The following is a 16,959-nucleotide window of genomic DNA, read 5'->3' on the forward strand; positions in this document are numbered from 1 at the left end:
AAAAAAGATATAGGCTTAACCTATACGAAAAAAGGGTTTCCCATAGTCAGAAACCCCTTTAAAACAACTAACTCACTCAACAACTATTTTTAATCTACGTTCAAATAAGTTTCTTGGTTAAACTTATAAACCTCAGATGGAGTTCTAGCTTCCTTTAAAATATCTTCTATTTTTTTTACTATCTCGGGATGGTCTTCAGCCACATTATTGCTTTCCCCAACATCTGTGGATAAATCATACAATTCGATAGGTGCATCGGGGTTCTTTATAACATTATACTTCACACCTTTCCAATCACCCATTCTAACGGCTTGTCGACCACCCTTCTCATGAAATTCCCAGTAGAGGTATTCATGTTTTTCCTGTTGATCTTCATTGCCCAAAAGCGTCGGCAAAAAAGAAATTCCATCTATATCATTCGGAGAATCACCACCAACAATCGATGTAAATGTGGGAAAGACATCCCAAAAAGTTGATACTTGTTCGGTCTTGCTTCCTGCTTTTACCTTGCCCGGCCATTTTACTATCATCGGAACTCGAATACCTCCCTCGTAAAGATCTCTTTTGACACCCTTAAATGGACCATTGCTATCGAAATAATCTGGATCGGCTCCGCCTTCCGTATGTGGGCCATTATCGGAAGTAAAAATTACTATTGTATTATCTGCAATACCAAGTTTATTAAGTTTTGCCATTATTTCACCTACTTGGCCATCTAAGATTTGAACCATGGAGACAAATGCCGCATGTGTTTCTTTTTGTGACTCATAGGGTCCCAATCGGTATTCAGGTCCACTATCAACTCCTTCATACGCTTTTTCAGGAAGAAATTTCCCTCGATATTTGCTGAGCACTTCTTCTGGAGCCGCCAATTCAGCATGCGGAATAATGGAGGCCACATAAAGGAAGAAAGGGTGTTCTTTATTGACTTCAATAAAATCCAATGTCTTTTCATGAATAAGTTCAGGCGCATAAACCCCTTTCTTCTTTCCAAAATTTTCTGAAAGCACTAACGAATCATGATTGGCCCACAAATGACGCGGGTAGTAATTATGACCCATGCGTTGGCAATTGTATCCAAAGAAAGAATCAAAACCTTGGTTCAAAGGATCACCTTCCGAACCGGGGTATCCCAAGCCCCATTTCCCAAAAGCTCCTGTAACATAACCCACTTTTTTCATGGCTTCTGCCAAGGTATACGTGTTATCAGGTATTGGGTATTGGCCTTCGGGCTGTATTTCTTTATTGCCACGAACAACGGTATGGCCGGTATGCATACCAGTCAAAAGTGCCGATCGAGAAGGTGCGCAAACCGTACTTCCCGAATAATGTTGGGTAAAAAGCATTCCTTCCTCTGCCAGCTTATCAATATTGGGCGTGGTAAACTTCTGTTGACCATAAGAACTTAAATCACCATACCCCAGATCATCAGCCAAAATGTAAATAATATTCGGCTTGTCGCCTGTTTTTCGGACTGTTATTTCAGTGGAATCTTGCGTTAATTGTCCCTTATTTTTACAGGATATCAACGAGAAAATCAATAAAAGAAGAACTAAATACGAGCATTGTCTCATCATTGGAATAGTATAAAATAAAACCATGGGACAGGAAAACACGTCCCATGGCAATAATTTTCATTATGACATTATCTGTACCCGTTATTCGAAGGATCGGATTCCAATAAATTTGGATTCAGTTCCAATTGATTTTGGGGTATCGGCAATAAAACGTGATATGGCTGTATGTTGGCACCGGGATTGTTCCATGCCCTATGTTGAACCGATTGCACCCTTTCTAACAAGATACCCCAACGAATAAGATCCATACGACGATGACCTTCGGCACTCAATTCAAACCTTCGTTCATCGTACATCGCTTCCCTAAACTGGTCTTGAGATAAGCCGCTCCAAGGTTGATCTGGCTCAAAAGCACGCTCACGTACTGTATTGACATAGCCAAAAGCATTGCCTGGGCCATTTAATTCATTTTCAGCCTCTGCCGCCATTAGATACACATCTGCCAATCGGAAAACAATATAATTTTCAGGGTGATTGCTACGTAAAGAATTTTCTTGGTCTAAATTCCAATTTTTTCTAAAGTAAGGGAACGATAGTTTCCACCCTAAATATTCGGAAACGATGGTCGCATCATATCTTAGATCACCTTCTTGCCAATTCTCCTTTGAGGCAAATTCGGGCAAGGGAACAGACCAACCGAAACCGGTCATATCTTCATTTCGATCGCGTAGTAGTCCCTGAAAAATTGATACTTTACTGCCTGAAACTCCATCTACAATGGTGTCATTATTACGCCCCGCCGGTTCATCTCTAATACGCGGGTTGTAGTCGTCTGTTCTAGTAGTAGACAACTCACCTACTAAATCAGCCTCAAAATCAACCACAAAAATGTATTCGTCATTATATTGATTGCTTGGATCCGATTGATCGAATACATCGGCATAATTATCTAAGAGCCGATGTGGGCTTTGATCAATTACGATATCGCATTCAGCCTTCGCCAATGCCCATTCTCCATCAAAAAGATGATACTTTGCTTTTAGTGTTGCAGCGGCCCATTTACTGGCCCTACCTAAATTGCTGCCTGAATAGGAAGTAGGCAACAAATCAAAGGCCCTGGCCAAATCGGCTTTCATCGCACTTCTTATCTCGGCCTTTGGAGACCTCCCTAAAACAGATCTTTCCGGCACCGGTAATTGCTCGGTATAAAAAGGGACATCGCCCCATAGGTTCGTCAAATGATAATAGGCCAAAGCCCTTAGAAAGAGTAATTCGCCAAGTCTTTGATCAATGGCCTCCTGTGAAAGGTTTTCATTGCCTTCGATATTGGAGATAAACTCCGTCGTATTATTTATCACTCGGTATAGTTGTATCCAAGTACCATTACCATCTGCGGTACCTTCTTGAATGAGATAATTGTGTATCGCATTGTTTACGTTTCTACTAGCTGCCTGTATATCGGCACCGCTCGTATAATAATTGTCAAGCCCACGTTGTCCGTAAAGGTTATTGTTGTGATAGAGCCGGTAGACCCCATTTACGGCAAGTTCGGCTTCTTTATCATTGGTAAAAAAAGCATCTGGCGTAATCTCATCCCTTAAATCTTCTTCAAGAAACTTGTCACATGAGCTCAGAACAAAGAAGCTCAAAAGCAGTATCAAAAATTTGCTCGTTAATTTAGTTTTCATATCGATTTTTTTTAAAATTCTACTTTTACACCTAAGGTTATTGTTTTAGCATAAGGATATTGCCCTGATGCAAACCCCTGAGAAACAGAGCCAAGACCACTTCCATCAGTAAAATTATTTACTTCTGGATCACCCAATGTAAAGTCGGAAAAGAGTAAAAGATTTGTTCCGGTAACATATACATTCATTGCACTGAATACGTTTCCGAGCCCTTTTGCTTCCATAGGAATATCATAATTCAAGGTCATCGTTTTCAATCGCAAATAAGACCCATCTTCTATATTCAAATCACTATTTACGTTAAATAGACTGTTCGAAGGTCCTGCTCTAGGAATATCGGAAGTTTCATTAACCCCAGCTATCCAACGTTGCAATACGATAGGGTCCACATTTTGTTCGCCCCTACCATAGTATGCTGTCTGTGTTCGCACGTTCCAGATTTCGGCACCATAACTGCCATGAAAAAACACATCCAATGAAAGATTTTTATAGGTAAAGGTGTTTCTAAAGCCCCCGTAAAAATCGGGTACCGGACTACCAAGCACCTGAAAGTCTTCGTCATTAATGTTTGAATCGCCATTGACATCTTCGTATCGAGGTCCTCCAATAAATGACCTTCCTTCCCTTCCGTCGGCAATAATTTCATCGGCAGTTTTATAGGTACCCAAATATCTCGCCCCTACAAAAGTTGGCAGGGCTTCACCGACAATCAACCGTGCAGAATTACCTCCCTGGTTTCCTGTAGATTGTAAAGAGATATACTCTTGATCATCTAGCTCCAATATCTCACTTTTGTTAGATGATATACTGAGGTTCGACTCCCAAGTAAAGTTATCGTTTTGTACATTGATGGTATTCAAGCCGAATTCAAAACCCCTATTTTCAACAGATCCTAAATTCTGTAATTGCGTAGTTGAGTTTGCCCCTACCTGCCCAGACAATGCAACCGCAAGCAATAAGTCGTCCGTGGTCTTCTTATAATAATCGGCTTCAAAGGATATCCTATTGTTGAAAAAGCCCAGTTCGAGACCTACATCCAACTGCTTGGTTGTTTCCCATGTCAAACCACTACTAGGCACTTGACCAACAAGTACTCCGTTTACCAAAGAACCATTAAATACGGTTGCTGTATTGGCGTAGGTTGCAATGGAATTGTATGCGGCAACACCTTGTTCTCCTACAATACCATAACTACCTCTGATCTTAAATCTGTTTATTACATCGGAATCAGCTATGAAATCTTCCTCGTCAACGTTCCAAGCCGCCCCGATAGATGGGAAAAATGCATATTTATTGCCCGTCTCAAACACGGAAGACCCATCGTACCGACCAACCAAGGTTAGCAAATATTTGCTTTTGTATCCGTAGTTGACACGACCTAAAAAGGAAGTCAAGGTTCTTTGTCCGTAGCCAGAACCAACCGTTGCTGTTTCAGAATCCCCTAATGCCAGATTGTTGAACGATACCACATCGTTCGGAAAATTATCGGCTTCGGCAGACGTACTTTCGTTATTGTCTTTCTGCCAGGTAAAACCGCCTAAGATTTTTAAGGAATGATCGTCTAAATCCAAGTTATAATTCAGTGTATTCTCATTCAATATGCTTTTCGTAAATCTTGTATTAATTCTACCATACCCCCCAGTCACACGTTCAGGCAGTATACCGGGCAAGTAATTATTTTGCTTTAAATAGTTCAACTGGGCGCCGAAGGTAGACTTGAAGGAAAGGTTCTTTGCTATCTCATAATCTATATAGGCATTGGTGATAAGCTGTGTGACCAAATCATGATCTACGCGGTGTTGGATATCGGCTTCGGGATTACGTTCCAATCCGGCACTGATCGGATTTTCAAACGAAAAGCTACCATCTTCAAGATAAATTGGGCGAATAGGCAGCACAGAACTAACGATATTCCCATAATTAACCTTATTATTCTCAATTTTATAATGCGTCATGTTAGCTCGAATACCAGCTTTAAACCTATCGGTAACCCTGATATCAAGATTGGTTCGAAAGTTTACCCTTTCTAGGCCAGACCCCCTTAACAGTCCCTTTTGATTGAAATAGTTTCCCGAAATAAAATAATTGGCATTTTCAGAATTTCCTGTTATCGAAACATCGGTATTGGAAATAGCACCAGGCTGCTCTACTACATCTAGCCAATCTGTTGTTGTCGTATTCTCAGGATCCAAAACGAATGGCAAAGAAGTGTCGGTTAGCCCAAAACCATCCGGTCCAGGTACGAACTGATACGATTCATTTTTGTAGTCGATAAAATCTTGCCCACCTAGAATATTGATTCGATTTGCAGTTTCCTGTAGGCTATAATAATGATTAACGGCAATTACAGGTTTTCCAGGGGCCATTCCTTTACCATTTTTGGTCGTAATCAAAATAACACCAGAGGCACCCCTTGTTCCGTAAATCGAAAGGGCTGTCGCATCTTTTAATATTTCAATGGATGCAATATCGTTTACATTAATTGTATTCAAGTTAAAACCTGTACCCGCGATAAAACCATCGATCACATACAATGGATCGTTATTACCGTTGATCGAGCTATTACCTCTAATACGAATGGTAGCACCCGTACCAGGTGTTCCATTGTTCGAAGTGACCTCAACCCCAGTGGCGCGGCCTTGCAAAGCTTGGTCTACCCTTGCCACCGGCTGGTTCTCTAAAACATCAGATTTAATGGAAGCAACTGAAGACACAAGATCTTTTTTAGTAGAAGTACCATAACCAATAACGACAACCTCATCTAATTGAGAAACATCTTCTTGTAGTACAACATTAATAGTAGTCGCATTCCCTACCTGAACACTTTTAGTAATGAAGCCCAAGTAGCTGAACTCCAATACGCCTCCTGTGGCGGCATTTATTGAATAATTTCCGTCAAAATCGGCAACGGTACCGGTAGTAGTACCCTTCACCAAGACATTTACCCCCGGAAGAGGCTGCCCCGACTCATCGGTAATGGTTCCGGTCAAGTCTTGCTGTGCTTGTAGCGAGACCATACCGAAGAACAGTAGTAGCAATAAAATTCTTTTTAAATTCATAATAGTCAATGTTAGTTAAGTTATTATATCCGTATCGTTGAACTGCACACGGAACTTTGTAAATATAGACCGCTATTGCAACCGAGAAATCTCATTTAGGTATCCATATGTTGCATCTCCCTGTTTCATTGACTTCAGGTAACACGACTGCAACATATACCCCCCTTATCAGCAACATTTAACACCCTCAATTTGACATATTGACCCTTATTTTTATTGATTATTCGCAAAAAAAGCCTTGCTTTATCTTTAAATCTCAATTTTACGAGACTTAAAATCCATTTATAAAGGGCTCTAATTCACTCTATTCAAAGTTTACCCCCATGAAACAGATACCTGTCTTTTTATTACTATTGGTTTTTCAGTTTAGCTGTTTGGCCCAAAAAGAAGGTACCACCTATTTCTATTCACTCAATATTGACGGTATTCCCTTCAGTAAGAAAACCAATGTTGTTTTTGAAGATCATTTGGGGTTTCTATGGCTAGGTACCGATAGCGGTCTTTATAGGTATGACGGCCATTCGTTGGTAGAGAACCGATATGATGTTTTCGATGAAAAATCGATCCCTAATAATAGCATCAACTCTATTGTCGAAGATGATCAAGGGAATTTGTGGATCGGAAGTGAAAGCTATCTGATTTACTACAATCGCCAATCCAATAGTTTTAAAGGATACTATAAAAACAATACCAGTAAAATTCTTGGAAAATCTTTGGATGGCACGATATGGGTCAATTTGCGGAATACGGGAATCGTAAAAGTAATACCCGACGAAAAGGAGGAAAACATAGGGTTTGAAACACAATTTAATTACAAACAGAAAAATAGCATTTGGGCCAAGGACAAACGAATAAATCATTTTTGTGAAGACATCTTCGGCAGAAAATGGTTTGCCAGCCCAAAAGGCATTTTAGTGTTAGACAAAGCGAATACCCTAAATGAGACGGGGTTTCTTTCAGACACAGCACTCTTGGTCATATCTGAAAACAACACTTTTATTGCGGCAACAAATGAAGGCATTTTCGTATTGGGTTATAGAAAAGGTGATTTTCAATTAGAAATATTGGAAACATATACAAGTTTCACAAAAAATGGGACAATCCGTCCGGAATTCACCTCCATATCAATTGAAAAAGAATCTGGAACATTATGGGTCGGCAATCAACTTGGCCTCTATAAAGGAACTCGGGAAGACAACCTTTATAAGTTTGAAGCAGTGGGCAATGCCAATACCAAGAAAAGGGGTTCCGTCGAGAACAAGATCAATTCTACTGCCATAGATAGTTACAACAACCTGTGGATTGCAACTAATAAGGACATAAAAAAACACATCGGCCGGAATTCAATCTTCGAATACACCGCTGTCGACGAGACTTTGAACAATTCGTTTGCACAATCTTTGCTCAAGGAAAATAGCGAGGAAATGCTACTTACGTTGAACAAAAACGGCTTGTACCGGTACAACCTCGTATCAAATACCAATACTTTATTGTTGGCAACGGAAGAAACACATTGCTTTGTAAAAAAAGACTTCGAGCAAAAAGAAATTTTAGTGGGGGTTGGCGAACTTCTTCTAACCTCAAAGAACTACAGAAGTGGTAAAGACCCTATCGAATTTGACACCATAAAGCGCTTTCACAAAAGTTTAAGGGATATTGTGACCCTTAACAATAATGAAATTTGGGTCGGTCTTTGGGGTGGAGGAATAGACATTGTTGGTTCAACTAAAAATATTTCCGATTTTAAAAATAAGGCGATTTCGCTTCTTTTAGGTAAAAATGTTTCTGTGATGCATTTAGATAAATCTCAGAATATATGGATCGGAACTAGAGGTGATGGTCTATATAAGATTAACCTTATTGAGGAAGAAATAAAGATTTTCAACCCCGATATTGAAAGGGGTTTGTCTTCCAATGCAATTTTAAGTTTACTGGAAACCGAAGGTGGCGATATCTGGATCGGCACAAGAGGCGGTGGACTAAATTTATATGACGGCCAAGAGCATACCATAAAAAGCTTTGGAAAAAAACAGGGGTTAATATCAACAACCGTTTCAAGTATTGAAAAAGACCAATCGGGAAATTTATGGATCAGTACGCGAAATGGTATTTCGCGCTTTGATAAAAAAGAAGAAAAATTTGTCAATTTTGGTATGGAAGACGGTGTAACCGAAAGTTATTTCATGTTCAACTCCTACACCAGCGATATAGACGGTACTTTATATTTTGGTTGTCCTGGTGGCTTTTATACCGTACATGCAAAAAATTACAAAAAAGCGTTTCAGGCGCCCGAGACAATCATAACAAATTTCACCATTCTAAGTGATCAACCAGACGGACAGTATGCAGAAAACCAACGTTCGACAAATGAATTCATAAATGATGAGCACAAACAATTACCATATAACAAAAATAACATCGCTATTGAGTTTTCGTCACTAGATTTTACCGCACCCTCCAAAAATGAGTATGCCTACATGCTTGAAGGTATTAATGATTCGTGGCATTATACTAAAGCCTCTAATAGAAATGCGAATTACAATAATTTGCCCCCTGGTAAATATACCTTCAAGGTAAAAAGCTCTAATAGTGATGGAGTGTGGAGTACAACACCCACAGCATTTGGTTTTGAAATCATCCCTCCGTATTGGAGAAGCAACCTCGCCTACTTCATGTATTTCCTATTCTTAGCCGTTTGTATCTACATAGCGACGTTATTAGTTCAACGCTGGTACAAATTGAAGAAAAAGTTGGTTGCCGAGACCGTAAGTCGTGAAAAAGACAATGAGATGAACCGAATGAAAATGGTGTTTTTTACGGATATATCACATGAACTGCGCACACCCCTATCCCTTATTCTAGGTACTATAGAAAAAGTCGTAAAAGAAAAGAAATTTACATTAAACCCGATTACCTCCCAACGCATTTACAACAACACCTTAAGAATGCACAGGTTAATCAATCAAATTATGGATATCAGAAAATTTGATGAAGGTAAATTTAAGCTACACATATCGAAAAACAATATTGTAAAAGACATTAGCATTATAAAAAATGCATTCAATGATTTTGCCAAAATTTACGATATAGAATATAATTTCTTGTCTAAAGAAGAACTTATCAAAGGCTGGTACGATGTTGATATTTTAGAGAAAATACTCTTTAATCTCTTATCCAATGCTTTTAAATATACCCCAAAACAAGGGAAGATTACGGTCTCTTTAGAATTTGCGGATGAAAATGATGACTCCATGGGGTCAATGCAGTTGAAAAAGAACACTTATATCAAATGTAGCGTTAAAGATAATGGGATTGGTATTCCGAAAGAGGACCTAGGCCACATATTCGATCGCTATTACCAAGCAACAAAGAAATACAGTAATCAAATACCCGGTACAGGCATAGGCATGGAACTGGTACACAAACTTGTAGAAAGACATCACGGTGCCATAAGGGTCGAAAGCGAAGAAAATGTGTTCACCGAGTTTACCTTTTATCTTCCGATCAACAAAAACGCATATCATAAGAAGGAACGAACAAATACGGGAAAACCACTTACCAAAAGTTACATTCATAATTCCGAATTTCAGGTCATTGAAGAAGTAGCTTCTACATTTGACACCGAATCGAACATAATAAACAGCGAAAAGCCCAAAGTATTGATTGTAGAAGATAACGAGGACTTAAGGTCAATGGTCAAAGATGAATTGAAAAAAGATTTTAATGTCTTTGAGGCAGCCAATGGTGCCGAAGGGTATCAATCATGCATCGAAGAAAAGCCTCAATTAGTTGTCTGTGATATACTTATGCCTATTGAAGATGGAATCTCTATGCTAAAACGTTTAAAAGAAAACGAAGAGACCAAAACAATTCCTATTTTTATGTTGACCGCTAAAAGTTCTGAGGAAACAAAAATTAAGTGTCTAAGTTTAGGAGCCGACGACTATATTGAAAAACCATTCAGCCTTGAATTCGTAAAATGGAAGGTAATAAACGCCCTACTCTCACGAAAGGAGCTTAAAGCCAAGTATAGTAAAATTATTACTGCAGAACCGACCGATATCGAAATAGACTCGAATGAGGAACGGTTCATAAAGAAACTGATACAAATTATTGAAAATTCAATGGATGATAGTTTGCTGAGCGTCGAATATCTAGCCTCGGAAGTCGGGATGAGCAGGGCAAATCTATATCGAAAACTTCAGGTGATAAACGGAGAAACACCGGTAAACTTTATCAAAAAAATACGCCTTAAAAGAGCCGCCCAATTGTTGAAAAAAAATAAGATGTATATTTCAGAAGTGGCCTATATGACCGGTTTTAACAATCAAAAATATTTCAGCAAATGTTTTGCGAAGGAGTTTGGTACGAGCCCGACAAAATATGTAAAGCAGTTTTCAACGAAGGACGGCTAAAATTCAAAAGAAAAACTTATTTAATTCGATAAAAAAAGCCAATCCGAATATGCGGATTGGCTTTTTGCTGGCGGTGCTTCCAGATTTTCATCTATTTCAAAGCCTTGAGCATTATTTTTCCCATCTTTTTACCCAACCAAATCTGGGCTTCTGTATTGAAATGTGTATTGTCTTTTAATGTTTTTAGTTTATCGGTGTTGATGATATAAACATTTTTATCTTGGCTCGACACGATGTCCTGGGCTTCTTGAACAACTGGGGTAAAATCAAAATTCCAAGGCGTTTTTCGCAAAAGACCTATAGAAATTCTTCCCATCACAATAGTAAGTTCCTTTTTTCCCGTTTGTAACCTAACAGCCTCAAAAAGTACTTTAAGATTGTCTTCATAGGCATTTGCCCAATCGAGAAATTCAGCATCCGACTCTCCTTGCATCCAAAGCATTCCAGATATTTCAAAGGGAGTTCCTTTCGTTTCTAAACTTTCAATTGCATTCTCAAAATTTTTAAAAAATCTGATGTACATCGGTTGATCGGGAAGCCAATGTTTCCATAGTTTCGTACCTCCCCCAGAAGTCTTCACAATAGCAATGGTATGGTCAGGGAATTTTTTGGCCAACACTTTGGCAAACGCGATTTCAGGACCAAACTTGAATTCCCTTCTTTCGGCAAAAGAGTCCGTACCCAGGCTCGTCCATTCATTTTTCTTGTTGTCCCAAGTCATGCTATTCTCGGGGGGCTTTGCATATGCTTCAGGAAGTTCTTCAGCCAAACCACAACCATCCATATTCGATTGACCACCGAGGATAAATATTTTTACCGGCCGCGTTTCCTTTCCCTGGGCATTGCAGACTATAGTTGCAATAGCAAATAGGTATAGAATATGCTGCAATTTTTTGGTGCTCATATAAACTAAATTGAAAAAACGTTGCATACTAAAAATGTTCCTTTGTTACTTCGTTTTAGTCTCTAATTTCGCAGTGTCTTTATATTGCTCCCTTAATTCATTTAGCTTAACATGCAATTGTGCCGCTATTTGTGCGTAGTCTGCTTCGCCATAAATATTTTCTACTTCCGTCGGATCTTCTTTAAGGTCATATAGCTCCCATTGGTCTATATCGTTATAAAAATGAATTAGCTTATAGCGATCCGTTCGAACCCCGTAATGCCTTTTTACCGAATGTGGACCCGGATACTCGTAATAATGATAATACAGCGCATCACGCCATTCGGCATTACCCTCCTCTTCTAAAAGGGGCACCAATGATTTCCCTTGCATTGCTTCGGGTATTTGCGCACCGGCCAAATCAAGAAAAGTAGGCGCATAATCAATATTTTGAACCAATTGTTCTACTGTTGCCTTCTTGAACTTTGAAGGTAATTTCATTAGCAATGGGGTACGAAAAGATTCTTCATACATAAAGCGTTTGTCGAACCAACCATGCTCTCCCAAATAAAAGCCCTGATCCGAGGTGTATACGACCAAAGTATTCTCTGCAAGACCATTTTCTTCTAGGTAATCCAATATTTCCCCTACACTATCATCTACAGAGGCAATACACCTCAAATAATCTTCAAGATAACGTTGATAACGCCATTCCATCAATTCCTTGCCCGTGAGTCCTGCCTCTTTGTAATATTTGATCTCCTTGTCGTAGGCCTTATCCCAGGCAGCACGTTGGGTCGCGTTCATTCGATTGATTTGTTTTTCGAAATATTTTCTTAGCCTCCCCTCTATTTCTCCCTCCTTATCATACATTTTTAAATCGTTAACCGGACAAAAGTCTTTGATATGCATTTTCTGCTGGGCGGCCGCTGTTCGGTTTTCGTAATCGTCGTAAAAATTATCAGGAAGAGGAAATTTTACGTCATTATACTTTTCTAAATATTCAGTATCGGGCATCCAACACCTATGCGGAGCCTTATGATGCATCAACATGGCAAAAGGTTTTTCTTTATCCCTATTTTTTAACCAATCTAAACTAAATTGGGTAATAAGCTTGGTAACATACCCTTCTACCGTTGACTTCATTCCCATTTCAATAAAATCGGGATTATAATAATCACCCTGTCCCGGTAAAATATTCCAATAATCGAAACCGGTCGGATCACTGCCCAAATGCCATTTTCCTATCATTGCGGTTTGATACCCTTCTCCTTGAAGTAATTTGGGGAATGTCACCTGGCTGCCATCAAATTTCTGGCTATTGATTTGCTGCCCGTTCAAATGAGAGAATTTACCCGTAAGCATTACGGCCCTACTCGGCGAACATATTGAATTGGTAACAAAACTTCGTGTAAACAACAACCCCTCATCGGCAATTCTATCGATATTCGGAGTTTCATTAAGTTGACCGCCGTAGGCACTGATGGCCTGATACCCATGGTCATCGGTCATAATATAAATAATATTCGGACGATGCGGTTGTTCGACTTTGGCGGTTTGCTTCGCATCTTTACATGCAAAAAGGCCAAAAATAAAAACAAGACAAATGCTTAGCGTTTTAAAGGAAATTCCCGTTTTTGACATTTAAAATAATTAAAGGTTATACAATCAGATTATTGTAATGAAATTGCTAAAACGCAACATCGACAATTGAAAATCATTTTCTTCTCAGGTATTATCCACTACCCTTTCTTTCCCGATCCAGTGACTTTCTATCGATTAGGATAATTTCGGCCATGGATTATACTTCGATGCCTTATCAATTAACTCCACTGGGTGGAAACCGCTATTTGCGACTTTCACTCCCTTAAAACCGACATAGGCATTGCGACTTGCCGCTTACAAAGATACATGCTCAGTGCCTTCTTATTCTCAACATAATTAGCCATACACTATACGATGTTAGCATGAAATTAAGAGCTTCAAGATAGACAAGAACATACGAAGTAGTTTAAAACTTGAAGTGAATATTGTTTCTTATCACCCTTTGAGCTGGGGTGGGGTCAAACAGTTTTTTGAAGTAATCATAGTTTTTAGAATAAAAAAAGTTCCAGATCCTTGATTGTTTTTGAATCGAGACCAATTATATAATAAGGCTTGCATTGGTATTTTGCATACAATTCACAAGTTTTCTTCTATCTTTCATTTTTTGAGTTCTTCAATTGAGATTCCAAAAGTGTGAATACTCTTGTTCGAAGTCTTACTAATACAAAAAGAATAAATTAATTTTTGTTAAGAAATAAGGAAAGGATAGCGTAAAAAACTTAGTTGTACCAGAAGCAAACCGAGGTTGATTCGATTCTTTTAAAACAAAAACCTCATATAGAGATAATTAGCAGTAAGCTGTTTTTCATTGCTTTACTTAAATTTGAAGAAAATTATTACAAAAATTAAGCATTGATTGTTTCATCTTTGCTTTTCTATGGGTATTTTAGCCCCTTCAATTCGCTAATAACCGTAATTTTGTTTTTTACACTGAAATCTTAATTATTGTAAAAATAATAAGAAATAAAAATTACATATGTTAAAAGGTTATCATAGCATCTATAGTATTTGATTTTGCCAGAATCAGGCAGGATAAGTAAGGCGTGGAAACTATAAAAAAGTAACTAGATTGAGATATTCCAATGTAGTTTGTGAAATAGGTTTTCCAAGCCTTGGAAATCTATTTTTAATATATAATTATTTGTAGATTGAATACTATCTTACTGATTTCGGCCATTTTTGGTTTTGTTTTGATTACCCTCTTATTTTATAGAAGGCCCGTAAACATAACTTCTACTTTATTCTTGGCCGCTTTCTATTTTATTTTTGCCATATATGCTTTACAGACCTATGTTATAGTAGCAGGTCACCTTGACAGATTTCCCTGGTTCTATGCTTGGCCACTTCCTCTTTATGCTCTAATTTCAGTTCCAATTTATTTTTACTTTATAACTATTTTCAAAGATGGATTTAGATGGAAATGGAAATATTTGCTTCTGTTCGTTCCTTTTTTGTTAAGTAGTATAGATGTATTTATACTTTACGCAAAACCAAATTCTATTTATAATGAGATTGTTCATAATGCTATACTGCATCCAGAAACTAGATTTCAGGTGAAATATGGCTTGTTGACTTTAAACCAACATTACTTGATTCGCCATTTATGGCAATTTAGTTGTCTGGTTATTTTATTTCCCGAACTAAGATTTTTTATAAAGTTGGATTCTACCGGGAAATTAAAAATTGTCCTCAATAGATGGTTACTGTTTTTTTTCTTCTCACTAATGGCCATGTCATTACTGATTTTCGTTTTTGGATTGGAAAGAATATTTGGCATACATATTTTTCAGTTTCGTTTCTATGATCAGCCTGGGGCAGTTATTATCACCGGTATACTCTATTTGGTCATTTTGGGTATTGGCGTTATACCTGTTTATTTTCCTTCTGTACTCTATGGTTTTCCACTGGCAAGTGGGGTGACTAAGGATAAAAACGGTGTAAGGGAAGAATCCCCAACTAGTTCGGAAGAACCAAAATTTGGACTTGACATTCAAATAATAGAAAAGAAACTGGAACTTATGAAACAAAGGAATTTGTTTTTGGCCCAAGATTTTGATTTGACCGCATGTGCCCGCGCGTTGGAAATTCCTACACACCACTTGTCTTACTTTTTAAATCAATGCTTCGGACTCAGTTTTTCCCAATACAGAAACCATCTACGAATGTTAAAGGCCAAAGAATTGATCGATGGCGGTTTTTTGTCGGCAAATACTATCGAAGCCTTAGCTTGGGAATGCGGTTTCGCCAGTCGAAGTAGCTTTAGCAAAACCTTTAAAAAACTTACCGAGCAAAGCTTGAGCGACTACCTGTCAGAAAATAAAGACACTACGCTATAGTATTCTGTAACCACCAATTTTTTCGATAAAGAGTTTAAAACATGTGTTCAAATACGATTTGAACACATGTTTGGGGGTCTAAAATATCCCATTTGCGCCTTCCGGGCGTTTTTTTTTGGATGCTCTAAAAAAGTACTGTAGGTAAAATACAGCTGTACCAAAGTAGGAAAAACCATCAAAATTGAAACCCGAAAACCACAATGTTAAATCAATTACTTTTATGAAAAAACGAACCATTCATTTACTATTTTTTGCATTATGCCTACTGAGTTTTGGCAGCATAATGGCCCAAGGAGAATTTATCACCACCTGGAAAACCGATAATACAGGGGCCTCCAACGATAATCAAATAACCATTCCCACCGGTACGGGCTCTTTTGCCTATACGGTTGACTGGGGCGATGGAACAACAGATGCCACGGTGTATACCGGTTCTACGACCCATACCTATGCCTCTGCCGGTACGTATACCGTAAAAATCAGCGGAGATTTTCCACATTTAGAATTTTCCTATGGGCAGGACAATGAGAAATTGCTATCCGTTGAACAATGGGGTACACAGCAATGGACTTCTATGAGAAATAGTTTTTCTTATTGTAATAATTTTGTTTTCAATGCTTTGGATGTCCCAGACCTTTCTTTAGTAACTGATATGAGCAGTATGTTTAGTCAGGCGACAACCTTTAATGAGGATATAAGCTCTTGGGATGTGAGCAAGGCGACCGATATGAGCGGTATGTTCTATAATGCTACAAACTTTAACCAAGATATTGGTACTTGGAATGTTGGTAATGTAATCACCATGGTAAATATGTTTGCAAATTCTGCTTTCAATCAAGATATAGGTAGTTGGAATGTGAGCAATGTCATTCGTATGCAAGGTATGTTTTATTATGCAACGACTTTCAATCAGCCCATTGGTAGCTGGAATGTTAGCAGTGTTACGGATATGGTGAATATGTTTCTTGGGGCATCAAATTTTAACCAGGACATCGGAACTTGGGATGTTGGCAGCGTAACCGAAATGCGGTCTATGTTTGTTTATGCCTCTTCCTTTGATCAAAATATCAGTAATTGGGATGTAAGTAGTGTAATTAGAATGGATGGAATGTTTTACCATGCCTCTGCCTTTGATCAAAATATAGGTTCTTGGAATGTTGGCAACGTGAACAATATGACCGAAATGTTCACTGGGGCAAGCTTGTCTACCTCGAATTATGACAGTTTGTTACAAGGCTGGTCCGCATTAAGCTTGCAGAACGGGGTAACATTTGATGGAGGTAATAGCGACTATTGTTCAGGGGCCGCTGCCCGCCAAAAGATAATAGATGATTTTGCATGGACAATTAATGATGACGGTGAGGATTGTTCCGTACCGGAAAACAGCTATTTCATTACCACCTGGAAAACCGATAATACGGGGGCTTCCAACGATAATCAAATAACCATTCCAACA

Annotated in this window: 8 protein-coding genes; 3 read left to right on the forward strand and 5 right to left on the reverse strand. The window is 38.5% G+C overall.

The window, feature by feature from the left end; translation table 11 throughout:
* Positions 1-89: 89 nt before the first annotated feature.
* From BLS33_RS05010 to BLS33_RS05020, 3 genes are all read right to left on the reverse strand, one after another.
* On the reverse strand, positions 90-1,577 hold the full coding sequence (locus BLS33_RS05010) for an arylsulfatase (protein WP_245731284.1): 1,488 nt from the start codon (positions 1,575-1,577) through the stop codon (positions 90-92).
* Positions 1,578-1,645: 68 nt separating this feature from the next.
* Positions 1,646-3,205: a RagB/SusD family nutrient uptake outer membrane protein gene (locus tag BLS33_RS05015; RefSeq protein ID WP_089886034.1), complete on the reverse strand. Its 1,560-nt coding sequence runs from the start codon at positions 3,203-3,205 to the stop codon at positions 1,646-1,648.
* Between the two features lie 11 nt (positions 3,206-3,216).
* Entirely contained in the window at positions 3,217-6,264 is a 3,048-nt protein-coding gene (locus BLS33_RS05020; RefSeq protein WP_089886036.1) for a SusC/RagA family TonB-linked outer membrane protein, read from the reverse strand.
* Between the two features lie 323 nt (positions 6,265-6,587).
* On the opposite strand from BLS33_RS05020, the gene BLS33_RS05025 reads away from it, so the two are divergent.
* The gene (locus tag BLS33_RS05025) at positions 6,588-10,679 is read left to right on the forward strand and encodes a hybrid sensor histidine kinase/response regulator transcription factor (RefSeq protein WP_089886038.1); all 4,092 of its coding nucleotides are present in this window, start codon (positions 6,588-6,590) and stop codon (positions 10,677-10,679) included.
* A 91-nt stretch (positions 10,680-10,770) separates the two neighbouring features.
* Here BLS33_RS05025 and BLS33_RS05030 read toward each other — a convergent pair whose 3' ends face one another.
* The gene (locus tag BLS33_RS05030; protein ID WP_176801325.1) at positions 10,771-11,583 is read right to left on the reverse strand and encodes a sialate O-acetylesterase; all 813 of its coding nucleotides are present in this window, start codon (positions 11,581-11,583) and stop codon (positions 10,771-10,773) included.
* Between the two features lie 45 nt (positions 11,584-11,628).
* Positions 11,629-13,206 carry a sulfatase family protein gene (locus BLS33_RS05035; protein ID WP_089886042.1) on the reverse strand — a complete coding sequence of 526 codons (1,578 nt, stop codon included), beginning with the start codon at positions 13,204-13,206 and terminating at the stop codon, positions 11,629-11,631.
* Between the two features lie 1,109 nt (positions 13,207-14,315).
* Here BLS33_RS05035 and BLS33_RS05040 point away from each other — a divergent pair.
* Both BLS33_RS05040 and BLS33_RS05045 read left to right on the forward strand, forming a co-directional pair.
* Positions 14,316-15,503, forward strand: coding sequence for a helix-turn-helix domain-containing protein (locus BLS33_RS05040; protein ID WP_089886044.1), 1,188 nt, complete (start codon positions 14,316-14,318; stop codon positions 15,501-15,503).
* Between the two features lie 220 nt (positions 15,504-15,723).
* Positions 15,724-16,959 (forward strand): BspA family leucine-rich repeat surface protein (locus tag BLS33_RS05045; RefSeq protein WP_143017572.1); only part of this gene is annotated, 1,236 nt, incomplete at its 3' end.

This window comes from Kriegella aquimaris (assembly GCF_900103215.1).
Lineage (GTDB): Bacteria > Bacteroidota > Bacteroidia > Flavobacteriales > Flavobacteriaceae > Kriegella > Kriegella aquimaris.